The following is a 26,549-nucleotide window of genomic DNA, read 5'->3' as shown; positions in this document are numbered from 1 at the left end:
TAAGGGGGAAAACCTGTGACCATTCAATGGTTTCCCGGGCATATGACCAGAGCAAGACGCCAGATCGAAGCGAAGCTAAAGCTAATCGATATGGTGGTCGAGCTGCTGGATGCGCGCTTGCCGTTATCAAGCCGCAATCCGATGATTGATGAAATTTTGCAAAATAAACCGAGATTGATCATTTTAAATAAAGCTGATCTGGCTGATCCGGTAATTACGGATGCCTGGGTACAATATTTTAAACGTGACGGACATGAGGTGCTCACACTGGACGCAGCAAGCGGACAGGGCACACGAGAAATTCCAGAACGTGCCAAGCTACTTTTAAAGGAACAACGCGATAAACGCGCGGCAAAGGGCATGAACCAGCGTCCAATTCGCGCACTGATCGTTGGTATTCCAAACGTAGGTAAATCGACGCTGACAAACCGACTTGCTGGTAAAAGTATCGCTGCTACAGGCGATCGTCCGGGTGTAACTAAAGGGCAGCAGTGGATCAAAGTGGGTACAGAGATGGAACTGCTGGATACGCCAGGTATTTTGTGGCCTAAATTCGAAGATCAAGGTGTTGGTTATCGTCTCGCGGTAACCGGTGCGATTCGCGAAGAAATTTTGAATGTGGAAGATGTTGCGTACTTTGGTACAAAATACATCTGTGAGCATTACTGGGATCGACTGGCGGAACGCTTTGAACTAGAAGAGCCGCCACAGGATATGGACAATCCGAACGATGTGGTAGAAGTCATGGAAGCAATCGGTCGTAAACGCGGCTGTCTGATGAGCGGAGGCCGTGTCGATCTGGAGAAAGCATCCAAAGTGATCCTGCGTGAGCTGCGTGCAGGCAAACTGGGTCGGATCTCGATGGAAAGACCCTGAATCCACTAGAGGACGGGAGGAGATACGATGTCTGAATTGCTGAACTATGAACGTATATGCTGGGAAGCAGGTTATCAGCATATTGCAGGTGTAGATGAAGTGGGACGCGGTTGTCTGTTTGGTGATGTGATTGCAGCTGCGGTCATTATGCCACAGGGCGTAATTATCGAAGGGGTAACCGACTCCAAGAAACTTACCGATAAAAAGCGGGAACGTCTGTATACAGAAATTATGGAGCAGGCGCTCGCTGTTGGTGTAGGCTATGTCACGGCTGACGTGATCGATGAGATCAATATCCGCCAGGCTGCGCTGCGTGCGATGAAGCAAGCGCTGGAGCAGCTTAGCGTTGTACCGGATTATATTCTGGTCGATGCAGAAACTGTCGATATGCCGCAACCGCAGCAAAGCATCATCAAAGGGGACGCGAACAGTCATAGCATCGCGGCTGCATCGATTATTGCTAAAGTTACACGCGATCGTCTGTGCGAAGGCGAATGGGAGCAGCAGTATCCAGGTTATGGTATTGCCGGACATAAAGGCTATGCAACCAAGCTACATCGCGAGCGCATTCTTGAACTCGGTGTGACACCGATGCACCGCCGAAGCTTTCTCGGCAATTTGCTGCTAGAGCAACCGACTTTATTTTAAATCAGATACAACGGTTTATAGATTGTTCGTACATGGACGTATGGATCAGTACCGCTCAATGAGCATAGTAGCATAGAGATCGTGAACCGATGTTATGCTTGCTCGTAAAAGGGCATTGCTCTTTGCAGCGAAATCCGTTACGATAAGAAACAGAAGTGCTGAGGCACAGGGAAGAACCCGAATCTTTGTAATTTAAAGATCGGGTTCTTTTTGTATATAAACAGAGAAGCAGCATCGCAGTCTTTGTCATATATGACTCATCATTCCGTCTATTTTAACCGATAAATAAACATATCATCGTCAAGGAAAACGGCGCTACATATTATATAGCGAAGCCCCAGGCTTTGACAGATAGGAAGACAGGAGGAGAGATTATGAATATCGGTTCACTGTTCCGTGGCATGATGGGCGATAGCAAGCCCGGTGAGGCCAAACAGATGGAATTGAAAGAAGGCCAGGTCGTTCGCGGAGTAGTGACCAGTGTGTCGGAGGACGGAAAAGAAGCGGTTGTACAGATTCAAGGTGTTAAGGTGCAGGCGCGTTTGGAAGCACCGCTACAGCCGGGAGAGACAACGTTGTTACAAGTACAGCCACCAGGCAAAGATGGGATGACTGTACTGAAACCAGTAACAGCAAGTCAAACGCCGATCCCTCCCTCTACGATGAACGAGCTATTGGATTCTTTTCAATTGCCAGATACAAAAGATAATCGTGAGATGCTAACACAGATGCGCGCCGCAGGTATAACACTCACAGCGGATAATGTAAAAAGTATTCAAACCTCGATGGCGCAAAAGCCTGCAAATGTATCGATTGGAGAATGGGTACAATCCGCAGCGGTGGCAATCCAGCGTGGACTGCCGGTTACCGGACAAAGTGTAGCTGGCTTACAGCAAGCTATTTTTGGCCCCCCACTGCACGAATCGTTGGACAATATGCAAAATTTACTGCGTACCCTGTTGCCACAGCTTCAATCTGGAGCGACTACATTGCTAAATGAAGCAACAGACGGCGCCAATATGTCGCAAACTCAAGCATCGGCAGCTACAGCTTCGGCTAGTACAGGCACAACCGATGAGGCAAATGCTAACGCTACGAATGCTAATGGACAGCAGGCAACTCCAACGGGTACGAATATAAATTCGGGAAGTAGTGCGGCAACGATTGTTGCCAAACTCCAGCAGGTGCTACAGCAAATCAATGATCTGCTACCATCTTCGACAGCTGGCGGAACGCCAGCGCCAGGTAATGCGGGTCAGCAAGCTGCGACGACATCAGCTAACGCGACATCAGCGGAACAGACGCCTGGGAATAATACGAATGCTGCCAACTCGACGCAAACGCCAGCTACAGCTTCGACTACAGCGTCTGGTTCAGCTTCGCCGTGGCTTGGTCAACTGCTCAAGCTAATGGGGGCAGAATACGAACAGCAGAGTGTACGTGCAGCATTGACACTTACGGCGCAAAATGTAGATGCTGCCAAAGAACAAAGTGCAGCCAATCCAGCAGCAACCCATGCACAGCAGACTGCCACACAAGTAGGTGGTGAGCGAACGGTAGCGAATCCGAGCCAGCCAGCTGTTCCAACGCCGCCGACCCTACCGAATGCTCCAGTCGCCCCGACAGTGAATCAGCCATTAGCAGCAACTGCGTCATCACAATCAGATGCGCCTGCATCGACGACTGCCAGTCATACAGCTCAGACGCCAGCAGCTACCGATGGTAAAGCAGCTACGTCTGCTGCGAATCAAACAAATCATGCTGCCAACGCTAGCTCACTACTGCCACTTCAGGCTGGTGATGAACGCACAGGCACATCAGCCCACCCTGCCCATATGACAGCACATGGAGCAGCAGCAGAGGAAGCGTTGGCTAAAGCGCAGGATACGTTGAAAGGATTACTGCTACAGCTCACTACAGCAACTGATGCGCCACCTGTATTAAAAGATGCTGCTCAGCAGCTCGTACAGCAATTGACCGGACAGCAGCTGTTGCTAAATACCGATCGTACAGCTCCATTTGCACAGGTGACGATGTTCGTTCCATTTAACGGCCCGGACGGTCAGGAAACGGCATCCGTGCATATTCAATCCCGTCGGGGGAGTAAAGGCGAGCTGGACGCATCCAATTGCCGCCTGTGGTTCGATCTGGATATGAAAGCGCTGGGACATACGTTGCTGGACGTTCATGTAACGGATCGGATCGTATCGCTTAAAGTGCACAACGATCTGGAGCAGCTTGGCCCTGTAATCGAGAGTAAGCGTCAGGAAGTAGCAGAGGCGATTGCTGGACTTGGTTATCAGTTGCTATCGCTCCATTTTGCACCGTTACCTGTACGTAATACGGCGGATACTCTCGTAGGTACAGCTGGTAATATGGGCGAGTTGATCGACCAATTTGCACCGTCCGAGTATAAGGGGGTAGACATGAAAATATGAGCAATGCCAAATCTCCCAAAGATTCCGATTCTTCGCTGATCGGTAAACGCGCTGTCGCCTTAAAATATGATCCTGCTCGTAGCGAAGCGCCTATCGTCGTTGCCAAAGGACGCGGACGTATCGCAGAAACGATTTTGGAAAAGGCTCATGAAGCAGGTGTACCCATTCAGGAAGATGCTGCACTCGTTGAAGTACTATCTAAGCTCGATCTGGATCAACAAATTCCGGGCGAGCTGTACAATCTGGTCGCTGAAATTTTAAGCTTTATATATCGTGCGGATAAAAATCTGGGTACCGATCCGCTTGATTGGTAATGGATCAATTGAGATCATCGATCGTTAATTAAAGGTGGAAAGTGCTAATTAATAATGTAAGTCGTATGCGGTTATAAATCCGATGCGATCAGAGGATCAAAAGCAGTGGAGCCTTGATACAGATCATGTTTTGAGGCTCTACTGTCATTGTAAATATAGGGTTGTACATAAATGATAAGTGTTGACGCAATTAAATTAAGCAAATTTACAGTACAAGCACAGTACAAGCACAGTACAAGCACAGTACAAGCACAGTACAAGCACAGTACAAGCACATCCCCTTTATACCCGTGAGGAGAATAAGATGCAGGATAACGAAAAAGCAATTCGTGATCATCGCAAGCAAAAAGGACGAATTGGCGAGGATGTCGCCGCTTATTATTTAGAGCAGCAGGGTTATCATTTGCTGGAACGTAACTGGCGCTGTCGCAGTGGTGAGTTAGATATTATTGCGCTCGCTCCTACAAAAGAACAGCTACACGACGTAGATTATGATTTGACTCAAGCTGATCGGTATATAGCAGAGTTTCAAGATACAGAGTTTCAAGATACGATGCAATCCCATTTTGCTAATTCAGATACAATGCCTCCGAATGGTCAATCTCATGCCACATCTACTTGTACAACAACCGAATCTGTCATTGTCATTACAGAAGTGCGCAGTCGTACAGGACATACGCATGGAACGGCTGCTGAATCGGTCGACTGGCGCAAGCGTAAGCAATTACGCGAAACTGCGGCTGTATATGCCCATCAGACAGGTCAGCATGAAGCGGCTTTTCGCTATGATGTGATTACGATACGGCTCAATGATCATTATCAGGTTATAGAGCTAGAACATTGTATTGAAGCGTTTAGATAATGATTGTATTGGAGTGTATGTAGAGGCTCGTTTTATTAAAGTGCCTAGGATTGTTGTATTGTTGTATTGAAATGCATAGGATGGAAATGTAGCATCCAGCTTAACTTAAATGTTAGTTCGTACAGTTTGTGCAATACACCACATAAACACTACACCATATAAACGAAACCAAACAAAACGTATAATGAAATAACTGAACCGTATAATAAGATAAACGGAAAATAGAGGAAGCACCCTTTTCAAAGTAGATTGCCCTGCTACTCCTATGTCGTTGTACAGAAGTTGAATCCGCCCCATCCGTTGGAGTGGATCACTTGAACTACATACAGGCATAGGCGTTGACGTATGGGCAATAATGATCAATAGAAAGGGTGTTTTGTGATGTATGGGAAACAGTTTAGCGCGTGTATTCAAGGGATTCACGGTGTGCTTGTAGAAGTGGAAACGGATTTGTCCAATGGATTGCCGCTCGTCTCGATTATTGGTTTACCTGATTCTGCGATTCGTGAATCCGTCGAACGGGTGCGTTCAGCAATTAAAAACTGTGGTTTCACCTTTCCAGCTCAGCGTGTCACGATCAATCTGGCACCTGCGGATTTGCGTAAAGAAGGATCAGCGTTTGATCTAGCGATCGCAATTGGGATTCTGGTGACAAGTGATCAGCTGATATTTCCAGAGCAGGAGCGTTTTTTGCTGCTCGGTGAGCTGGCATTGGATGGTAGTTTGCGTCCGGTACATGGTGTGCTGTCGATGGTAGACGTTGCGCGTCAATATGGATTAAAAGCTGTTATTGTCCCATCTGAAAATGCTGTAGAGGCGGCACTGGTTGAAGGAATCGAGGTTTACGGGATCAAGCATATGCGCGATTTATTGCAAGCGTCAGGGCATATGTCTGTTGTAAAAGGCGCGACAGATGGAACTGCACAGGGTAAGCTTGCTCTAGCAGCTGAAGCAGTTGATATCGCGAATACTGTCTCCAACGTGTTCACCGCGGAGGAAACTCATTTGAGGCAACAAGATGTGCACTCTACCTCTTTATCTTCTATGCAGCAGAGCACACATATTCAGCAGTTTCAAATGCATGTGCCAGGGCAACCGGATATTCAGGTACGTGTGTTATCCGCTACAAGCGGAGTTGAGCTGGATTCTTACAAGAACAATTCAAATCCCCATCATGATCTTAGTAGTATGGCGGCAAGTCCTATGCTTGAAAGTGATCATACAGAGAGTAATAATGTTCAAGATAGTAAGATGGCAAGCAATACAACTGCAAGTAGTGATACTGTAAATAGTATGGTTAAAAGCAGTACGTTTGAAAGCACAATAGCAAATAAGAACCATTCATCCCAAAATAACCATATAGCCAATGCACAATCTGAGACCATCACCAAACGATCCCGTAGTTCCGATCCGCGTTATCATATTCAACTCCGACCGCATTTATTTAGACGTGAAGCGCAAGTGCATAGCTATGATAACAAACCAGCTACGATTGAGGACTATGCGGATGTGTTTGGTCAACAACATGTAAAACGCGCCTTAACGATCGCTGCTTCAGGCATGCACAATATTATGCTTATCGGCCCACCCGGTACAGGCAAAACGATGCTGATCAAGCGTCTACCAACGATTTTGCCACCATTAACCGATGAGGAAGCGTTAGAAGTAACTAAAATTTTGAGTGTAGCCGGTAGACTTAAAGACAATGGGAATGGGTTGATCCGGCGGCGTCCGTTTCGCTCACCGCATCATAGTATTACCGCTTCTGCTCTGATCGGAGGCGGTGCTATTCCGAAGCCAGGGGAAGTGAGTTTGGCCCATCAAGGTATTTTGTTTCTGGATGAATTTCCTGAATTTCCACGTACGATTTTGGAACTGTTACGTCAGCCGTTAGAAGATCATGAGATCCATATTAGTCGTTCCAGAGCCGTATTCACATTTCCAGCGAATATTTTGCTCGCCGTTTCGATGAATCCGTGTCCGTGTGGCTTCGCCGGTAGTCGTCATCCGCTCCATCCATGCACATGCACCGATGCGAAAATTGCTCGTTACCGCGCCAAAATCTCCGGTCCTTTATTGGATCGGATTGATCTACAGATCGAAGTACCCAGACCGAGTGAGCAAGAGCTTCAGGCAGCTGGATCGGGTGCAACAGCCGTGGATGGAAATGATTCTGCCAGTATGCGTGAGCGTGTACGGCGTGCACACGATTTACAACTTGGAAGATACCAGGGGATGGGGATCCACTGGAATAGTCAGTTGTCTGGCAAATGGCTTCGTCAATTCGCCCCGCTAACGCCAGCTGCGAATACCTTGCTGAATACGGCTTTTGAGCAGCTCGGTATGAGTATGCGTGCACGAGATCGAATTTTAAAATTGGCACGGACGATTGCAGATCTGGAGGAAACACAGCAGATTGATACAGTACATATCGCCGAGGCGATTCAGTATCGGCAGCTGGATCGGGGATGAGTGTTACGGCAACCATACTATGAATTTACAATTAATGAGAATTCACTTTTATAGATATTGTATCTACTCAACATATCGAAATCGTTTAATAAAAATCTGATTTTATTCAATATTGATATACAAAGTAACTAGTTGTCTTCAATAAATACAGGAAACTTTTTTGTTAGGGAATAATATAATTATTATTCGTTTTTTGATGTAGGGAATAACTTGCACATCTGCATATTCACAACAAAAAATACTAAGCCAATTATAAAAAAATAAGAGGCTTGGTATACTTTAATAGAGGATTTTTTCTAATAACAGTTCATCTCTAATAGGAATGCCTTCGTTAGATAGTTTAGGGATCTGAGGTTTTATTTCTCTTGCCTTTTCTACTGCATTAGGATAAACACGTGTTATTTGGTAACCTTTTTTCTGATAAAACAATAGTGCATGTAAATTATCGTTAGTAGTAATAAGAGAAACTTTATTTTTGTTTGCCATTTGTGCAACTGTTTCTACTTTATGTAGAAGCATCGTTCCGATACCACGATTTTCTTCCAAGCTGTCTAAAGATATAATTTCATAGCAATTTTCCTCTACGGTATACGTAACCAATCCAATGATGTTATCTAATTCACTTAAAACAGCAAATCCTTCTAATGTATTACAATCGTATACTCCATGAGAAGTAATCATTTGATTGCTACCCCAATGATTTGAAAAAAAATCATTTAAATTATTCTTAGAAATAGAATGAAGTGTGACTAATCGCATATTTTCCTCCCAAAATTTTTGGATTAATGTAAAAGAAGGTTGCGTGTCAGGCAACCTTCTTTAATTACTAATTATATTGCATCTTTTTCTTCTGTAATTAAATCGTCACGTTCAAGCTCAATTTTCTTATTCTTGGAAGCGTTATAGTATAAGAAAATTGAAGGTATTAATAAAATACCGGCAACAATAAATGAATTTAAAATACCAAATTTAATAGCAATCAATCCAAAAAGTATGCCTGATAAAATTTCGCCTGCTGCTCCAAAGAAGGAGTTTATAGAGAATAATGTTGCCTTATAAGAAGAAGGGAAAAACTTATTCAAGTACCCATTTATTATAGGACTTCTTATATCATCGACAGCTAGCAAAAATGTTATTGCAATCAACCCTAGGGATTTTAGACCTATGGCTGTACTAAAAATAAATGCGATACTTAAAATTTCTACCACAATTAAAGAAAGAATAGTTTTTCTTTCAATAAACTTATTAAGCTTTATAGTTAAATGAAGGAACAAGAAGGCGAGTATTCCAGCTACGGCCATAGCATAGCCTAAGAATTCTTTAGAAGCGCCGATCTGTATTAAATAAGGTTGCCAGTATCGCATAATAACATCATAACAAAGAGCGGCAAAGAAGCCAGCAATGATAATACTGAATATCCGCCTTGTACTAAATATTATCGCAAAACTGTTTTTAATGATTTGTATTGCAGGTTCCTGTGTATGATCTTTTTCTTTATTTTGAGAAATTGTAATTCCTTTGTTTGAATATAGCAATACAATAAAAAACATTATTGCGTATATTCCAGCAACTAAAATAAAAGGCAAAAATGGAGAATATTTATATAGGTGCCCTGAAATGATACTAGATAAAATAAGGGCTACGATAAGTATCTGAGAGTTTTTCATTAATTTTTTACTGAAATGTTTTTCGGGTACGCTCTGACTAATCCAGGTTTCAAAGGTCCCCGACAATAAAGAGTCAGCTAATGCCCAAACCAACATTAAAAGTACAGATACCCAAACCATATGAATGAATGGGAAAAATAACCATACAGCAATTGAACAAATATAAGAGTACAGTATTGTTCGCTTAACTCCCATTTTGTCTGCTAATGTGCCTGAAGGAATCTCAAATACTAGACGTGCAATTTCAAAAATAGCACCAAGTATTCCTATAGCAAGCAGGTCAAAACCTTGCTCATTCAAGTACAAAATCCATATAGGAGAAAATAATCCGATAGTGATTCCTCTAAATGCTGAAAGAATGCTGAAAATATTCATAATTCACCTGAGTTGGGTTTTTTAGTACATATGTTTAGAAGCAAGCGATTGACGAAATACAGCTTGAGTGATGTGGTAAAGATCAAAATCTTCAGAGTCTCTAGTTAGTATATCTTCTGCTTTGATAGAAGATATATTGTCACTAATTTTTTTGAGTTCTGTATCCAATTTATGGAGTACTTCTTGCTTACTTTTTTCATCTAAAAAATTTATATTCACTGCTAATTCGCGCCAAATTTCATTTTTTACCAATCGAGAACGTATTTCTGCTACAAGCAGTTCAGCCCACACAGGGTGAGTAAATGTTATATTCAGTGATAATGTAGCTTCACTAGATGATGTAGAATGCCAGACTCCACGAGGTAGATAGAGAAAAGAGCCAGGAACAAGATTAACTATATCTGCTTCTGGAAGGCTATCTTCTGGGTGTTCTCCTTGCCAATAAGTAGATAGTTCTTCAGGTATGTAAGGCTTCTCCACTAAATCATAGTGTTGGACTGGATTAACTACATTTTTATTTTCTGATAGCTTCCAAGTTTTTGTTCCCTTTAAGTGAAAAATAAAATTTGTGTATGCATCAAAATGGGCTTTAAATCCTCCACCATTTTTTGCAGCATAGACAATAGCTTTTACACCTGCACCAGGGGGCAACTGCAATTCATTTTTTAGTTTACCCATCCAAGAACGCAATTGTGGCAAAAACATATCTGAGAAATCAAATTCTAGTGCAGCTCCTTTTTCATACCATTCCCTAGCTTCTGAAACATCTACGAGAAATCGATCTGCTATGCCTCCAGTTTCTTCGATAACTGCTTCTCCTACTACCATTACTGGATTTTTGTAAATAGCAAGAACATTCTCTAATGATTCTACATCAGATATACCTGGTAGCTCATAAAAGCGTTGAACATCGCCATGTAATACTAAATGTTTGCTCTTTTCCCAATGATTTTTGAGAAAATCACTGGGTTTCATAGGAGTTACCATCCGTGAGAGAGTTGGGGATTCTAAGGCGACATTAATAGATTCCATAGACTTACCTCCAAAATATGTATTTTTTATGATGTTTCAGACATAAATATACTTTGAGAAAATTAATTCGTCAATATTCTAATTTTTTTAAAATGTTATGTAGTATAACATGTAAAAAAAGATTAGTGAGAAATATATATTATTTTTAAAGTGATTTAATCAATCCTGTTCCATTATCTTGAAAAAAAGTATTGACTAACTTTTTATGTGTGATTATTATCATAAACTAGGACATGCAATTTATTGAGTTAGCATTTTAGCTATCGGTCATTATGAGAATCGTTGTAGCTTTACTTGACATCATGATGAATTGTCATGTTCGAATCTTGAAATTTGAATTTGAGGAGGGATCGGCATGAAGAAGGTCTACAAAAAACCTCGCGCTCTGGAATTGCGTCGTATGACTATCGACGGCGGTCACTAAGTTTAGTAAGAACCCACAAGCACAAATCTACATAGTGAGGAGGGATCGGCATGAAGAAGGTCTACAAAAAACCTCGCGCTCTGGAATTGCGCCGTATGACTATCGACGGCGGTCACTAAGTTTTAGTAAGAACTCACAAGCACAAATCTACATAGTGAGGAGGGATCGGCATGAAGAAGGTCTACAAAAAACCTCGCGCTCTGGAATTGCGCCGTATGACTATCGACGGCGGTCACTAAGTTTTAGTAAGAACTCACAAGCACAAATCTACATAGTGAGGAGGGATCGGCATGAAGAAGGTCTACAAAAAACCTCGCGCTCTGGAATTGCGCCGTATGACTATCGACGGCGGTCACTAAGTTTTAGTAAGAACTCACAAGCACAAATCTACATAGTGAGGAGGGATCGGCATGAAGAAGGTCTACAAAAAACCTCGCGCTCTGGAATTGCGCCGTATGACTATCGACGGCGGTCACTAAGTTAGTAAAGCGTGAGCGGAGAAACCGCTCACGCTTATCACTATATATGGAGAATATTATGATAACAAAAAATGAATGTTTTACTTATAAAGAATTTGTAGATAAATATCAGTCATATCTTTATCCAATGTTAGGGGCTCATATTAGTCGACTGTACAATCGACAAGGCGGAATTATAATTGATATGGGAACTGGACCGGGTTATTTATCTAGTGAGCTTGTAGAACGTACAGGTGGTAAAGTGCATGCTGTAGATATCAATCCTGCAATGCATGAATTGACTAGCTTACTTTTGAAGAAGAAAAATATTGAACATATGGTAAGTTGCGATATTGTAGATGTGCATAATCAACATTATCCTGATGATTATGCAGATCTTATTGTATCTTATTCATGTTTACACCATTGGGAAGATCCTGTTAAGGGTCTAGCGGAATGCTATAGGGTGTTAGCACAGGGTGGTTTAATGATAATACTTGACACACTACCTAATGATAAGAAAACATTACAAGCTTTAGAACGATCTATAGTTGAACCAGAATATTTTCGTTTTGTACGTGAAGCATTTGAGGAAAGTTATTCATTTGAGCAAATTGAAGCGTTTGTTGAACAAGCAGGAATTAGTGCATATGAACTTAAACAATTTAATTTTTCTGAAGAAGATATGATTGATTGTCTTGAAATTTTGGAAGAACTAGTTATTCCCGAAGTTGATGAAGATGCCAATGCGAAAAGTTGGATTTTAATTGTAAGAAAATAATTTATAGTTATGGAGGATATATCATGTCTTTAAATGAAACCACTGTTCTAGAAGTTAATCCCGAAGTTTCTACTCGTAAGTATCTAAAAAGCACAATTATTGAACCAGGTATTACTCTAAATGAAGTGGCCACAAGTTTATTTGAAAAAATTAACGGTGAAAAGACGTTATCGGAAATTTGTAAAGATATGATGGGAGAATATGAAGTAGATTATGATCTATTGCTTGAGGATTGCACTGAACTGGTTCAAGGCTTAGTTAAGCAGAACGTTATCATTTTGAAATAGTAAAGGAGAAAATATGCAAGGGAGCAAATTAGAAGAGATTCAATTTGATTTGCCTGGAATCGAAGAAAAAATGCGTGAAAGATCGCGTGGTATTTTGCATTATATTGTTATGATGGTTGCCCTATCACGTGATAAGAATATTTCTCATGAAGAACTTATAAATTGGATACAAGAACAGTTTGAAATTAGAGGTTATTACCATGAGACATTATTACAGTATGGAGAAGGTAACAAAGAATTGTTTTTGCAGGATTTTGTAAAGGGCCGCTCGCTTCTTTATGATGATATAAAAATATTTAAAGATGAGCGTGGTGATTATGAAGTAAGAACATCTTCTTGGTGGTTACATCAAGAAGATGCTATATTCTTTTATTTTGATATAGAAAAAGAAGAAATTTTAAATTATGTACAAAAGCTAGCATTCCTTAAAGCTAAACGTTTAGGTATTGTTCTCGACATTGCTTATCATAACAATATCGAGTATGCAAAAATAAGTGCACAACATTAAATTGATTTAGGAGTTGCAATTAATGTGCGGAATAGCTGGGATTTTGAAACTAAACAAAGAATATTTAGAAGATAAATATAATGGTATATTGAAAAATATGTCTCAAGAGATTGCTTATCGAGGACCGGATGATGAACAATTCTATAAAAATGGTCCTATGGGGATGGCTTTTCGCAGATTATCAATTATTGATGTGTCTGGTGGACAACAGCCATTTGAAAATGAAGATAATACAATAGCATTAATTGCAAATGGTGAGGTCTATAATCATAAAGAATTAAGAAATAAATTGAGTGGTCGGCATGCATTTAAAACGTATTCAGACTGTGAAGTTATTCTACATTTATATGAAGAAAAAGGAATCAAATTTCTTGAAGATTTAAATGGAATGTATGCAATTGCTTTATGGGATTCAAACAAGAAAAAATTAATTTTAGCAAGAGATCGATTTGGAATTAAGCCTCTTTTTTATGGTGTTAATAAAGAAAGATTAATATTCGGTTCAGAGATCAAATCATTGATGAGATACCCAGATTGTCCAAAAGCTTTTGATTGGAATCAAGCATTGACAGATCCGTGGTTAAGTGGGTATGCCTCTTCAAATATAAATGATCCATCTTCATACTTTGTAGGAATCGAACAATTACCCGCAGGTTGCTTTATGGAAATTGATGCTGATAATGGTCATTTGGAAATTAAAAGATACTGGAATCTATCTAACTTTAATAAATTTGACTTAAACGATCTTAGTGATAAAGAAATTATTGCTAAGTATCAGTCTATATTATCTGATTCTATTCACCAGTGTTTGCAAAGCGAGGTAGATGTAGGTTTATTTTTAAGTGGCGGTATAGATTCTGCTGCGATTGCCGCAATTGCATCTTCAAGTCAGCAATTGAATACATTTTCAGTATTAAGTCAAAGCACACTAACAAATGAAGATACTAAGTATGCTCATCTTACATCTAAGTATCTTAATCTTCCTAATCATCAAGTGGCATTTAGATGGGAGGATAATGATTTTAGTCCTGAGCAATGGAAAGAATTATTGTGGTTATGTGAATCTCCTTTTTGTGGACCGGAACAACTTTATAAATTTCATCTTCATCGATACGCGAAAGCAGTATTCCCCAATCTCAAAGTTATACTTACGGGGCAAGGTAGCGATGAATTTAATGGAGGATATAGTTCCGTTTTATCACCGAGCTGGAATCGAAATTGGAACGGATTTGTAGATAGCTTAGAGCAGTTAGAGTTGAGAAGGCACTTAGGGCAATTATCTCACAAAAATTTTGTTTGGCAAGAGCATTTTTCGGAAGACGTAATTTCATCTTCTTTTTTATTATCCAAAAGCAAACAAAGTTGTTTTGATGATGCTTGGCAAGCTTATACACTGACAAAATATCGGGATATTCAAATGTTTAATTGTTGGTTAGAAGATAGGATTGCCGCAGGAAATCATATAGAAAATAGAGTGCCTTTTCTTGATTATCGACTAGTTGAATTAACCTCATCTATACCTTTGGAGCGTCGTGAGAGTTTATTATGGGACAAAAGAATACTTAGAGAAAGTATACAAGGATTTTTACCAGAAGCCATTATTAATAGAAAAAAGGTACCTTTCTTTTATGGAGAAGATACGAGATTTACTCACAGAATGATGCTGGATATGCTTTTGAGAAATAGCAATCAATTACTGGAGGAAGCTATTTCAAGCTCATCTACGGCAGAGTTTATCAATACAGATTCTGTTTTTGGTATAGCGGAAGAATTAAATAGAGATCCTGAAGTAAACAATTTAGAGTTTTTACTTAGATTAGTTAATATGGGATTATTGAATAATATGGCTGAGAATATGGACGTAAAATTTGATAATGCTGAATCTTTCAATATACTTCCTAATTTTAATATCAATGATTGGGATGTAGAGGAAGAAGATATAAAACTTAAATTTGCAAAACGCAGAGATGAAATTAATAATCAAGAAATATTAACTTTAGCGCCTAATGTTTTATTAGTAAGGGCAGAAAAAAATCATCAAGACGATGATCTTTATATCGTTATAAACGAAAAAATTGAATATGTCGTATCTAACACTGACTCTAGAGATTGGTTGAATTTTTTAATAGAAATTGATGGTTCTAAAAGTGTTGGAGAAATATTAGTAGAAAAGGATATTAATGAAGCAAACATTAGAAAATACTTGGAAGAGGCAATTGATTATGGAATAATTAGTACATTTACTTGAATGAAATTATAATTAACGACATTAGGTACAATAATAAATATCATTCAAAATATCGTTCTTTAAGTCCTTAACTTTATAGGTTGTGTACTTCTATTACAAACATCAGTTTTTAAGAAAGCTATTGATGGCATATTAAATGTAAATATTACAATGAGTAAATAAAGTGGAAAGCCGCCTTGTTCAAAATAGGCGGCTTTATTTGTATAACTATTTGATTCTATAAAGTATTTTAAAAACGAATTAAGACGTTCTCTTATATCATATGAAAAACAAATCTTATCAGCTTCCCAGTTATAAACCGATTTTGCTTCAATCTTAAAATAATCCGCTAAATCCTGTTTGATCCATGCACGATAATACCTCGCCTTACGAATACGCTGACCTAGTGTATCTTCTGGCATACGCTCATACGTCCCTAAGTACCAAATCTCTTTATTGAACAAAGCCGAAAGCTTTCTAACCATAGATAGCGAAGGCTTACTTTTCTCATTCTCTATCAAGCTGCGTGAATTGGTTGAAATTTGTATAAGCGAAGCAACTTGCCGAATGGTCATATGATTCTCTATCCTTGCTGCTCGAATACGCTGCCCTGGCGTATCGATCGGAAGAAGGGGAGGCTGCTGCATAAAAGGCAACATCGTTTGCCGCTTAATTTGTAAAAGGTCAACAGTAGTCTCTACACGCTTGTCCGTGTGGCTTCGCCGGTAGCCATCATCCGCTCCATCCATGCACATGCACCGATGCGAAAATTGCTCGTTACCGCGCCAAAATCTCCGGTCCTTTATTGGATCGGATTGATCTACAGATCGAAGTACCCAGACCGAGTGAGCAAGAGCTTCAGGCAGCTGGATCGGGTGCAACAGCCGTGGATGGAAATGATTCTGCCAGTATGCGTGAGCGTGTACGGCGTGCACACGATTTACAACTTGGAAGATACCAGGGGATGGGGATCCACTGGAATAGTCAGTTGTCTGGCAAATGGCTTCGTCAATTCGCCCCGCTAACGCCAGCTGCGAATACCTTGCTGGATACGGCTTTTGAGCAGCTCGGTATGAGTATGCGTGCACGAGATCGGATTTTAAAATTAGCACGGACGATTGCGGATTTGGAGGAAACACAGCAGATTGATACAGTACATATCGCCGAGGCGATTCAGTATCGGCAGCTGGATCGGGGGTGAAATGAAAAAGAGAGAGCGTTTAGGCAGTTTGTTCATAATACTGGATTTAAGGAATACTATTATTGCTAATTATATTGCCTCTTTTTCTTCTGTAATTAGATCGCGGGTTCAAGCTCGGTTTTTTTATTCTTGGAAGCATTATAGTATAAGAAAATTGAAAATATTAATAAGATCCATTTTCATACCTACAGAACTCTTATCCACGATATAAAGCACTCCGCTAAAATGATTATATTTTTGAAGCTGGCCTATCCGCACCCATCGTTATTTGACTTATAGATAGTTGAGAGGATTCATAGTTCATTAATCGCTTTATAGTAGCTTCTGTCCTTCACTTTTTAATGAGTATGTTTTTCTTTATTATTCATGATGGAACATTTCCCCTTGTTTGTACCATTTTCCTTGTAAGTATTGAACTTGTATATAACGGATGGTACAGTTGTTACGCTGTAAGGCATGTATATTTATTGTGTTGTTTACAGGCACATCTATCGTTTCCTTTATAGGATTGGCTATATTCACAATCACGTATACTTCTCCGGAATTGAGAAAATATTTAGTCGATGGGGATAATGAAAAAATGGAAGAATATATAAGTTAGTATCTACTAATCACGTAAATTTATTAAACAACACCACAGCCCCTGTAATCACATAAAATTAGAGTATGGAGATGGATATAATGAGGAGAACAAAGACAGAAAAAAATGAGGGTGAAAAAAGAAAATTGAGGTGGTGGCGTATTCCCATAATTATTTTGGCAGTCATAGGCGCAGGTTCGCTTCTACTTCATAGTTTTGAGAACTTTATGGGCAGTATTCAAAATGTACCTGAAAATTACACGACAACAGTGAAAACAGCTGGTCCATTGGAAGCAAAGTATATGGCTAACGGTAGTCACAAAGTAAGTTATTTTGAAAGCTATGCTATGATGTCGTTTGAGAAATACGAGATCTTTTACCCCTCCGATATTACAAATATCCAGAAGTCGCTTCCTGTAGTCGTTTTTGTCAATGGTACAGGAATTAAAGGCTCTAAGTATACAGCTCTTCAAAAACATATGGCATCATGGGGATTCATCACAATTGCTACTGAGGAAGAGTATGCATGGAATGGTTTTTCCGCAGAAATGAGTGTTAGATTTCTTGAAAAGCTAAACAACTCCAAACAATTTGATCATAAAGACAATGTTTTCTATCACAAAATAAATGTAAAAAACATAGGTATTACAGGACACTCACAAGGTGGGTACGGTGTTGTGAATGCAATTACCGTTCAAAAACATGCAGCGAGCTATAAGGCTGCTGTGATCCTCAGCTCAGACGCTTCTTTTAGTGGCAATGATTTTATGTGGGCTGCTGATTCCACCCTTATTAAGACACCTTCGTTGATTATTGGCTCTACAGGTAAATTTGATTCTGCTGTAGCATCTCTCGAAAATTTACAGGGGCTGTATTCAAGTATAAAGGAAGGAACTACTAAAGTATTGGCGAGAAGAAACGATGCTGATCATGGACAAATGCTCTATTATGCAGATGGATATGTGACTGCGTGGTTTATGTATTATCTTCAGCATAATGAAGAAGCCACAGCAGCATTCTTTACAAAGGATGCTGAAATATTAACTAATCCACTTTACCAGAATCAGCAGATTTATCAGGCCCAATAATATAACTATTTTTAGTGACCTAATAATGGGAGAAATTGAGATTCTTAAATGATATCATTCAATACGTTTTCCCTGCTTTGTTTTATTATCCGCTGTTTCGATAAGCCTGATCAAGATCGTTCTATTATAGAAAGGCACGATAAAGACATACTGCCTGATAGGGCTATATCCGCATGGAATGCTGAAGATACAGAGCTACTTTCAAATGCTTACTGGCAGTATAGAAAGTAATAAAAGAAATTGGAGACATTTAAAATGCGTATAAAGAAAATATTGAAAATAATAGGAATCCTATCAGTTTTAATTTTACTTGTCCTATCAGGTATGTATGTGTTTATTTTACAATACCCAGAAATAAAAGATCATCCTAAAATGGGAAAATGGTATCGTGTTACTACGAATGAAATGAAGTCATCTGATGGAAGTAAATACAGTGCACTATTTAAAAAGGGGAGCGAGAATAACATTATCGTGTACTTTGCAGGTGGTGGAGTTAGCGTAAATAAAGAAATGGCAAGACAAGAAACGTATAATACCAAACGAATTCCTATAGACATTGTGGCAAATCTTACTATGAATATGGGAGGTATTGCTACAGCATCAGAGGACAACCCATTTAAAGACTGGACTGTAATTGCTTTTCCGTATGCAACAGGTGATTTTCATATTGGAACGGGAGAGTTTAAGTATACAGATAACAACGGAAAAGAAAGAACGCTTTATCATAATGGATTTATCAATTTTACAAGTGCAATGAGAAAAATTATGGAGTATGCTGACATTGCTGATCCAGCTAAAGTTTTCGTTACAGGTTACAGTGCTGGTGGATTCGGCGCTTCTTTACTTGCCGACGATATCTTTAGTGATTACTTTCCAAAAGCAAAAAGTAAAACTGTGTTAGCTGATTCATCGTTGCTTCTAAATGACAGTTGGCATAGTATTGCAACTGATGTTTGGAGATCACCAAAACATATATCTGATCGGTTAGTGTCCAATAATATTACACTCGATAGTCTGACTGCGTTACATGAGAGATGGGGAGACAAAGTTAATATATTATTTGACTCTTCTACGAGAGACGGAGATTTAGCGAAGGTGCAAAATTATTTTGATACCGGGAATATGAAGGTGGATGAAGAAAAAGCAGATAAATATCAGCAGATACTAAAAGAAACGATACCCAAATTTAAAAAGCAAGCAAATGCTTATATATTTATTTGGGATGGATTACCTTGGTATGACGATCCGCAAAATTTAACAATGCATACCATAATAGCTACACCTGCGTTTCACAACAAGTTCAAAAAGATAGATATATCGATATGCGATTGGGTAATCAACGCAGTCAATGGAAAAATGGAAGATTACGGGCTTAATTTGGTCGATAAAATTTATCCTCCGACGGATAAATAGTAAACGAATATACGTTCAAGCTGCCTAGCTGATAGTATGCAAGAACCGTCCTATTAATATAGGACGGTTCTTTAAGTTTTGATCAATGCACTATTATTCAGTTTGAGCTGCACTGCTTCGTAATCACTATCATACACGTATAGCGTGCTCTCTTTTTTAATTGGTCTCCTGTAGAGCCAGCCTTATTCCTTGCTGCCATAGTATCTGCACTGCAATACTGTCTGCTCCAGTAAGCAGTTTGCAGACAAGCTCTGGTTCATTGACCAGGTTAAATACGATATTGGATCGTATACGGGTATGTCTATCGATTCGAATTTGAAGTTAAAATTAATCTCGGTCAATGGTCAATATACTAATATAAGACGAATCCTCATTCTTCATTCGGCATTCTACGCGCAAACTCCACAAACTGAAACTTATCCAGTCGATGACGGGATTCCGTATATTCGAACAGAGTCGTATCTTCCAAATGGACATAGTTGCGTACAACGACGACATGTGTGTCCCGTTTTAGATCAAGCAACAGTTTGTCTTCCGCAGTCACTTGCTCGACCGAAATTTCCTTTTTCGCATACGCGATTTTAAGCTCCAGTTCGCCTTCCAGGTAAGCGTAGATCGATTGGCTGGCAATCTCGCTGGATAGGAAGGGGATGACCGAGGCTAGAAAGTAATCTTTATCCAGAATAATCTTTTCGCCTTCGATTTCACGAGCACGTACAATTTTCCAGACCGGTTCTTTTTCTGCAATATTCAATTGCCGTGCAATATGTTGTGGGCAAGGGATGAGCGAAGCTTCGTGCACCAGTGTGCGTGCGGTTCGTCCAAGTCGCTCAGATAGCTCTTTGAAGCTGACCAGACCGGAAATGGGAAATTCCATCCGGTTCATATCCAGCACAAAGGAACCTTTCCCTCTCATTTTATGAATATATCCGTTCTGGGATAACAGGTGTAGCGCTTTGCGCACCGTTTCCCTCGATGTACCGTATTGCTCTGCTAGTTCATTTTCGGAAGGTAGTTTTACACCAGGTTTAAGCGTGCCAGCTTCGATTTGCTGTGTATAATCACTATAAATTTGCGAAAAAATATTTTTGTTCATCTGCATCACCGCCATCTATTTTACGGATAATGATGCAAAAAAGCAAAATAATCCAGCATAATGGGGAAGACGGCACACGCAAGCCATAACAAAATCGCCTGCTTCCAGCAAACAGGCTGGAAGCAGGCGATTGAACATTAAAGATTGAACATTAAAGATTGAACATTAAAGATTGAACATTAAAGATTGAACATCAAAGATCGAATATTAAACATTAAACATCGAAGATCGAGCTGTTATGTTAAACGATTCGGTCACTATAGCAATTCGCTTACATACAGCTGATCGTAACCATATTCCACAGCTTCATTTTATTTCCGTTACGTACAAATGATCTTCATCACGAAGCATGTGCTTTCGTTAAATGAATCCGCAGCACTGGTGTTTTGCCAGCTTCTACGGTACCCGGCATTTCTTCGATCCCTTCAATCATCGTTTGACCTACAGGCACAATGACTGGCGAGATCGTTGGATAACCAGCAGCTTTGATCGTATCCATATCGAATTCGAGCAACAATTGTCCTTTACTTACTTTATCCCCGGTCGCAACATGGACCTTAAAGCCATCACCCTTCAGTCCGACCGTATCAATGCCGACGTGAACGAGAATTTGTACACCACTGGTATGTTCCAAAATGACAGCATGCTTACTTTTATCGATCACATGAGCAACCGTTCCATCGAATGGAGCATACACTTTACCGTCGGTTGGCTCAATCGCAATGCCTTCACCCATTTGTTTTTCCGCAAAAGCAGGGTCAGGCACGCGATCCAGCGGAACGGCTTGTCCGGTAATCGGTGCAGCTAGCTCAAGCACATCCAATTGAGCGGAAGAAGTGGAGGCTTGTGTGGTCGTCGTTGTTTTTTCACTGGTGGATAGTGGACTTTGACCATGCTCTACTTTTTTCACATCATCATCAGCAAGTTCAGCTTCAGCAGCATTCATTTCGCCGCCTTCCGCCTGCTTGCGTGTAGCCAGTTTACCCCAGAGTACGGTACCGACAAAAGGAACAACTAGACAAATCGCCATCCCGATGAAGAAGATGCCCCATTTAGCTACATCGATGGCAAGGAAGCCAGGCAATCCCCCTACACCAACGGCAAATGCACGTACATTGTTCATCGTCAGCAAGACGCCACCGATAGCTGAACCGAGCATACCCATAAAGAGAGGATATTTAAAACGTACATTGACACCGAATACCGCTGGCTCGGTCACACCGAGGAACGCTGTAATCGAAGTTGTTGCTGAAAGGCTTTTCATTTTTTGCGAGCGAATGACGAACATCATCGCGAGTGCAGCTGAACCCTGCGCGATATTGGACAATGCCAGCATTGGCCACAGGAATGTACCGCCTGTCGAGTTAATAAGCTGTAGATCGACAGCGAGGAATGTATGGTGCATCCCGGTAATAACGAGCGGAGCATACAAACCGCCATATAGCAGACCGCCGAGCCACGGTACGGTGGAAAATACCCATACTACACCAGCAGTCAACCAATTACCGAGTGTAAATGTAACCGGGCCAATAATGACAAAAGCAAGGAAGCCGGTAACGAGTAGAGCGATTGGCGCTACGAGCAATAGTTTCAGCGAATCAGGTACTTTACGATTCAACCATTTCTCGATCACAACGAGCACATACGCAGCAACGAGCATCGGAAGCACCTGTCCCTGATAGCCGACTGCATTCACATGGAAGCCAAATAAATTCCAAGTAGGTACGGTGCCTTCATTGAAAGCTTTTGCATAATCATAAGCGCTAAGCAATGACGGGTTGACGAGAATCAGACCAAGCACAACGCCAAGCAACGGACTGCCGCCAAACCTTGTCGCTGCGGACCAACCGACTAATGCAGGTAAGAAGGTGAAGGCGGTACTGGCAATCGTATTGACGATCGCTGCAAAGTCAGCCCATTGCGGGTATACCTGTACGAGCGATTGTCCTTTGAAGAAAATGTCTGAACCGGTGAGCAAGTTGTTAATACCGAGCAGTAAACCTGCGGTCACCAGCGCTGGTAACAGAGGAATGAAGATATCGGACAATGTTTTGATAAATTGCTGAATGGGACTTTTATGTTTGATCGCCGCTGCCTTTACATCATCTTTGCTGGCGCGCTGACCTCCGGTAATCGCTATCAATTCATCGTACGCTTTATCTACAATACCTGGCCCGATAATGACCTGGAATTGTCCCTGTGTGGAAAAGTAACCTTTCGCCAGCTCATTATCATCCAGAGCCTGTTTATTCACTTTGCCCTCATCGACAAGCGAAAAACGAAGCCGGGTTACACAGTGTGTAGCTACTTCGATATTTTCTTTGCCACCAATGGCTTCAATAATTTTCTCAACGTCTTCTCTTTTTACCGACATATGTTCAGCTCCATTCTTTGTCGCAAAATACCGGGGGATTTACCCCCGGATGACCCACATATAAGATGCATAAGGTTCAAGCAATACGGTATCGTCCCAGTTAGGAACGGAATCCGTATTTTTCACAAGCAGTTCGATCCGAGCCGAATCTGTATCACGTAACTGGGTTGGTAGGGCGAATGGAGCAGGTTGATCGGTAAAATTGGACATGACGACCAGTGTATCGCGATCATTTTGCCGGGCATACGCATAAATTTGAGGATGCTGTTTATCCAGACGAATGTAGCTTCCATCGATCAGCACATCTTCAGTTTTGCGTAGAGCAATCAGACGCTTGTAATGACTGAAGATGGAATGTGGATCATGCTGCTGTAAGCTCACATTGATCTCAGGATAACGTTCATCCAGCTTGATCCACGGCGTTCCATCGGTAAATCCAGCGTTGGGACCGTAGTTCCACTGCATCGGTGTGCGTGCATTATCACGCGAGCGACGAGCGATAATAGCAAAAGCTTCTTCAGGTGTTTTACCCATCTCGATCATGATGCGGTACATATTCTTCGATTCCACATCGCGGAATTCCGTGATATCATTCCAGTTCGGATTCGGCATACCGATTTCTTCACCCTGGAAAATATACGGTGTACCTTGCAGACCATGCAGTGTCGTTGCCAGCATTTTGGCGCTCTCTATACGATAGCGTCCATCATCGGCAAAACGGGATAATGCGCGTGGCTGATCATGATTGTTCCAGAACAGTGCATTCCAGCCTCCACCTATGTACATGCCCGATTGCCACTGGGACAATAGCGTTTTTAAAGCTTCAAAATCATACGGCATCAATTCCCATTTCTGCCCCTGCGGATAATCGACCTTTAGATGATGAAAATTAAACGTCATTGAAAATTCCCGTTCGACTGGATTGGAGTATCGAACACAATGCTCCAGCGTAGTCGATGACATTTCTCCGACGGTTACGAGTTCATATGGACCGAATACTTTTTCATACAATTCTTTAATGTACTCGTGTACCCTCGGACCATCGGTATAAAATCGTCGGCCGTCACTAATGATTAGATCATCGCCTTCATCATTAGGAAAACGTTGATCTTTGGAGATCAGGTTGATCACGTCCAATCGAAAGCCATCGACACCGTTATCCGTCCAGAAGCGCATCAGATCGGCTGCTTCCTGACGAACCTGCTCATTTTCCCAGTTCAAATCAGCCTGCGTCGGATCGAACAGAGCTAGATAATACTGTCCGGTAAGCTCATCATATTGCCAGGCTGAGCCACCGAACTTGGATTGCCAGTTGTTGGGTACGCCACCACCCGGTGCCGGATCACGCCAAATATAATAATCACGATATGGATCATTGCGAGATTGACGTGATTGCTTAAACCAGACATGCTCTGTTGACGAATGATTAACCACAATATCAAGCATCAGACGCATGTTTCGCTGGCGGATGCCTGACAGAAGCTCGTCGAAGTCGTCCATTGTGCCATACATCGGATCAATGGAACGATAATCAGCGACATCGTAACCGTTATCATTTTGTGGCGAAACGTAAACAGGCTGGAGCCAAATAATATCCACACCCAGATCTTGCAAATAATCAAGCTTTTCGGTCAGTCCTCGAATATCTCCGATTCCGTTACCTGTTGTATCTTTGAAACTGCGTGGATAGACCTGATATACGGTCGATCGACGCCACCACTCCGTTCTATTCATGTGTATGATTCCTCCTGTAAATGCTTCAAAGCTGTACGAAATGAACAACGCCGAATGTTTATATGTGTCTCCATCGGCATAGCTAGAAATTTCCCTCTAACCTGTATATACAAGATGACTTGCCTCGTTGATTCTATACCTGTATATACAAGTTGTCAATTGTAAAAAAGAAATTTATTTGATTGATTTACTTTATCAAGGTGACAAGTCATACGGAGCAAAAGAGTTCGCTTTTCTTATGTGTAGATTTGAAGCAAGTAAAATAGTCTGATTCAACAATGTTAGCAATCAGGCTATTGGCGTTGAATAGCACCACAGGGATAGCGTATGTTTAAAAAGAAAGAGGTAACCGTTAAACGAAGATATGCGCGCTATACGATCATACAAGGAGGTTCATGTATGTCTATACAGCTAAACACTCACTTTTGTAAACTCATCCAGATTCGTTATCCGATCATTCTTGCACCGATGGCAGGGATTACAAATATGCCGCCATTGGTTGCTGCGGTGTCCAATGCAGGCGGATTAGGAACACTTGGCGGTGCATATTTGAATTCAGATCAGCTACGACAGGCGATTCAGGAAATTAAAAGGCTAACCGATGCTCCGTTTGCAGTGAATCTATTTGCACATATGGGCAGCGATCAGTATGATCGCTGGGACGAGGTCATTGCCCAATTGCAGCCTGTTCAGCAATTGTTGGGTATTGCGACTCCTACCTTAGAAACGATGATCACACCGGATCATTTGGAAGCTCAATTTGCTGTACTGCTGGATGAACAGGTGCCGGTGATCAGTACAACATTTGGTTTATTATCGGATTCATATATGCAGCAGGCGAAAGCACACGCAATCAAGGTGATTGGTACGGCAACAACGGTAGAGGAAGCTATCCAGATCAAGCAAAGCGGTTGCGATGCGGTTGTAGCTCAAGGCAGCGAGGCAGGCGGACACCGAGGCACATTCGATACGGGTACAAAATCGCTTGGCTCTAACATCGGTACGATGGCGTTAGTGCCGCAGATCGCAGATCATGTTGGAATTCCTGTCATAGCAGCTGGTGGCATAATGGACGGACGTGGCTTGGTTGCTTCACTTGCGCTCGGTGCACAGGCAGTGCAGCTAGGAACGCGATTTCTCACATCTGTAGAGTCTGGTGCACATGATGTGTACAAGCAGGCACTGCTTCATAGTACGGAAGATAGCACCGTAATCACGAGAGCTTTTTCCGGACGTCCAGCTCGTGGCATTGATAATGAATTTATTCGTCACTGGGATGCTACTGCTATCGAGCCGCTAGCATTTCCTACGCAAAATACATTAACACGTACTGTTCGTAATGCCGCAGCCCATCAAAATAATGCGGAATATATGGCACTATGGGCAGGTCAGGGAACGAGACTGCTTACAGATGGACAACCTGCTGCTGACATCGTTCAGGAGATAATGGCAGCAGCAGAGGCATTACTAAACTGAACGAGTAGAGTAGTTATTTAATGGATAACATAGCCGTTTACAATGGATAATATTGCTAAATGGATGATATTGCTATTTATAAAAAAGAGACGCTGCCATTTGAGGCAGCGTCTCTTTTTTATTTATATGCATACGCACAATACGTTTAACCGATCAAGCATTAGCCATTCCAACATAAATCATTCCAGCTTTAAGCTCCATCATTAAGCTATACATCC

At 41.2% G+C, this 26,549-nt stretch carries 21 protein-coding genes; 14 read left to right on the top strand and 7 right to left on the bottom strand.

Translation table 11 applies throughout. The features are described from left to right. The first annotated feature begins 15 nt into the window (after positions 1-15). The 6 genes from ylqF (at position 16) to AAHF22_RS01185 (ending at position 7,610) form a co-directional block, all read left to right on the top strand. Positions 16-876, top strand: a complete 861-nt coding sequence (ylqF, locus tag AAHF22_RS01210) for a ribosome biogenesis GTPase YlqF (protein WP_347323146.1) — start codon at positions 16-18, stop codon at positions 874-876. A 27-nt stretch (positions 877-903) separates the two neighbouring features. After that, positions 904-1,524: a ribonuclease HII gene (gene rnhB / locus AAHF22_RS01205; RefSeq protein ID WP_347323145.1), complete on the top strand. Its 621-nt coding sequence runs from the start codon at positions 904-906 to the stop codon at positions 1,522-1,524. A 374-nt stretch (positions 1,525-1,898) separates the two neighbouring features. Next, complete coding sequence (locus AAHF22_RS01200; RefSeq protein ID WP_347323144.1) at positions 1,899-3,962, top strand: TP0910 N-terminal domain-containing protein; 2,064 nt, start codon at positions 1,899-1,901, stop codon at positions 3,960-3,962. Next, positions 3,959-4,276: an EscU/YscU/HrcU family type III secretion system export apparatus switch protein gene (locus AAHF22_RS01195; RefSeq protein WP_347323143.1), complete on the top strand. Its 318-nt coding sequence runs from the start codon at positions 3,959-3,961 to the stop codon at positions 4,274-4,276. Before AAHF22_RS01200 ends, AAHF22_RS01195 begins: the two co-directional genes overlap by 4 nt. Positions 4,277-4,580: 304 nt before the next feature. Then, entirely contained in the window at positions 4,581-5,138 is a 558-nt protein-coding gene (locus AAHF22_RS01190) for a YraN family protein (protein ID WP_347323142.1), read from the top strand. A gap of 381 nt (positions 5,139-5,519) precedes the next feature. Beyond that, positions 5,520-7,610, top strand: a complete 2,091-nt coding sequence (locus tag AAHF22_RS01185; protein WP_347323141.1) for a YifB family Mg chelatase-like AAA ATPase — start codon at positions 5,520-5,522, stop codon at positions 7,608-7,610. Positions 7,611-7,889: 279 nt separating this feature from the next. Here AAHF22_RS01185 and AAHF22_RS01180 read toward each other — a convergent pair whose 3' ends face one another. The 3 genes from AAHF22_RS01180 to AAHF22_RS01170 all read right to left on the bottom strand — a co-directional run bounded on the left by AAHF22_RS01180 (position 7,890) and on the right by AAHF22_RS01170 (position 10,684). Next, positions 7,890-8,369, bottom strand: a complete 480-nt coding sequence (locus tag AAHF22_RS01180) for a GNAT family N-acetyltransferase (RefSeq protein ID WP_347323140.1) — start codon at positions 8,367-8,369, stop codon at positions 7,890-7,892. 71 nt (positions 8,370-8,440) lie between these two features. Beyond that, on the bottom strand, positions 8,441-9,652 hold the full coding sequence (locus AAHF22_RS01175; RefSeq protein ID WP_347323139.1) for an MFS transporter: 1,212 nt from the start codon (positions 9,650-9,652) through the stop codon (positions 8,441-8,443). 21 nt (positions 9,653-9,673) lie between these two features. Then, positions 9,674-10,684 (bottom strand): cupin domain-containing protein, encoded by a 1,011-nt coding sequence (locus AAHF22_RS01170; RefSeq protein WP_347323138.1) that lies wholly within the window; start codon positions 10,682-10,684, stop codon positions 9,674-9,676. A gap of 961 nt (positions 10,685-11,645) precedes the next feature. Here AAHF22_RS01170 and AAHF22_RS01165 point away from each other — a divergent pair. Genes AAHF22_RS01165 through asnB form a run of 4 tightly spaced genes read left to right on the top strand, consistent with a single transcriptional unit; the run spans position 11,646 to position 15,390 of the window. After that, positions 11,646-12,347, top strand: coding sequence for a class I SAM-dependent methyltransferase (locus AAHF22_RS01165; RefSeq protein WP_347323137.1), 702 nt, complete (start codon positions 11,646-11,648; stop codon positions 12,345-12,347). A 23-nt stretch (positions 12,348-12,370) separates the two neighbouring features. Further along, positions 12,371-12,634 carry a PqqD family protein gene (locus AAHF22_RS01160; protein WP_347323136.1) on the top strand — a complete coding sequence of 88 codons (264 nt, stop codon included), beginning with the start codon at positions 12,371-12,373 and terminating at the stop codon, positions 12,632-12,634. 13 nt (positions 12,635-12,647) lie between these two features. After that, the gene (locus AAHF22_RS01155) at positions 12,648-13,142 is read left to right on the top strand and encodes a hypothetical protein (protein WP_347323135.1); all 495 of its coding nucleotides are present in this window, start codon (positions 12,648-12,650) and stop codon (positions 13,140-13,142) included. A gap of 22 nt (positions 13,143-13,164) precedes the next feature. Further along, positions 13,165-15,390 (top strand): asparagine synthase (glutamine-hydrolyzing), encoded by a 2,226-nt coding sequence (asnB, locus tag AAHF22_RS01150; RefSeq protein ID WP_347323134.1) that lies wholly within the window; start codon positions 13,165-13,167, stop codon positions 15,388-15,390. Positions 15,391-15,449: 59 nt separating this feature from the next. Here asnB and AAHF22_RS01145 read toward each other — a convergent pair whose 3' ends face one another. Further along, a complete protein-coding gene (locus AAHF22_RS01145) occupies positions 15,450-16,118 on the bottom strand; it encodes a helix-turn-helix transcriptional regulator (RefSeq protein WP_347323133.1) in 669 nt (222 codons plus the stop codon). Positions 16,119-16,255: 137 nt separating this feature from the next. On the opposite strand from AAHF22_RS01145, the gene AAHF22_RS01140 reads away from it, so the two are divergent. The 3 genes from AAHF22_RS01140 to AAHF22_RS01130 all read left to right on the top strand — a co-directional run bounded on the left by AAHF22_RS01140 (position 16,256) and on the right by AAHF22_RS01130 (position 19,651). Further along, complete coding sequence (locus AAHF22_RS01140) at positions 16,256-16,570, top strand: magnesium chelatase subunit ChlI family protein (protein WP_347323132.1); 315 nt, start codon at positions 16,256-16,258, stop codon at positions 16,568-16,570. Positions 16,571-17,251: 681 nt separating this feature from the next. Beyond that, positions 17,252-18,238 carry a poly(ethylene terephthalate) hydrolase family protein gene (locus AAHF22_RS01135; RefSeq protein ID WP_347323131.1) on the top strand — a complete coding sequence of 329 codons (987 nt, stop codon included), beginning with the start codon at positions 17,252-17,254 and terminating at the stop codon, positions 18,236-18,238. A gap of 255 nt (positions 18,239-18,493) precedes the next feature. After that, the gene (locus tag AAHF22_RS01130; protein ID WP_347323130.1) at positions 18,494-19,651 is read left to right on the top strand and encodes a pectin acetylesterase-family hydrolase; all 1,158 of its coding nucleotides are present in this window, start codon (positions 18,494-18,496) and stop codon (positions 19,649-19,651) included. 370 nt (positions 19,652-20,021) lie between these two features. Here the strand turns inward: AAHF22_RS01130 and treR are convergent, their stop codons facing one another. The 3 genes from treR to treC all read right to left on the bottom strand — a co-directional run bounded on the left by treR (position 20,022) and on the right by treC (position 24,855). After that, positions 20,022-20,747, bottom strand: coding sequence for a trehalose operon repressor (gene treR, locus AAHF22_RS01125; protein ID WP_347323129.1), 726 nt, complete (start codon positions 20,745-20,747; stop codon positions 20,022-20,024). A 340-nt stretch (positions 20,748-21,087) separates the two neighbouring features. Continuing rightward, positions 21,088-23,121 carry a PTS system trehalose-specific EIIBC component gene (gene treP, locus AAHF22_RS01120; protein ID WP_347323128.1) on the bottom strand — a complete coding sequence of 678 codons (2,034 nt, stop codon included), beginning with the start codon at positions 23,119-23,121 and terminating at the stop codon, positions 21,088-21,090. 39 nt (positions 23,122-23,160) lie between these two features. Next, positions 23,161-24,855 carry an alpha,alpha-phosphotrehalase gene (gene treC, locus AAHF22_RS01115; RefSeq protein WP_347323127.1) on the bottom strand — a complete coding sequence of 565 codons (1,695 nt, stop codon included), beginning with the start codon at positions 24,853-24,855 and terminating at the stop codon, positions 23,161-23,163. Between the two features lie 399 nt (positions 24,856-25,254). On the opposite strand from treC, the gene AAHF22_RS01110 reads away from it, so the two are divergent. After that, complete coding sequence (locus AAHF22_RS01110; protein ID WP_347323126.1) at positions 25,255-26,331, top strand: NAD(P)H-dependent flavin oxidoreductase; 1,077 nt, start codon at positions 25,255-25,257, stop codon at positions 26,329-26,331. The last annotated feature ends 218 nt before the right edge of the window (positions 26,332-26,549 follow it).

The sequence above is a fragment of the Paenibacillus wenxiniae genome (genome assembly GCF_039822605.1).
GTDB lineage: Bacteria > Bacillota > Bacilli > Paenibacillales > Paenibacillaceae > Saccharibacillus > Saccharibacillus wenxiniae.
This window is presented reverse-complemented; position numbering and strand designations above follow the sequence as displayed.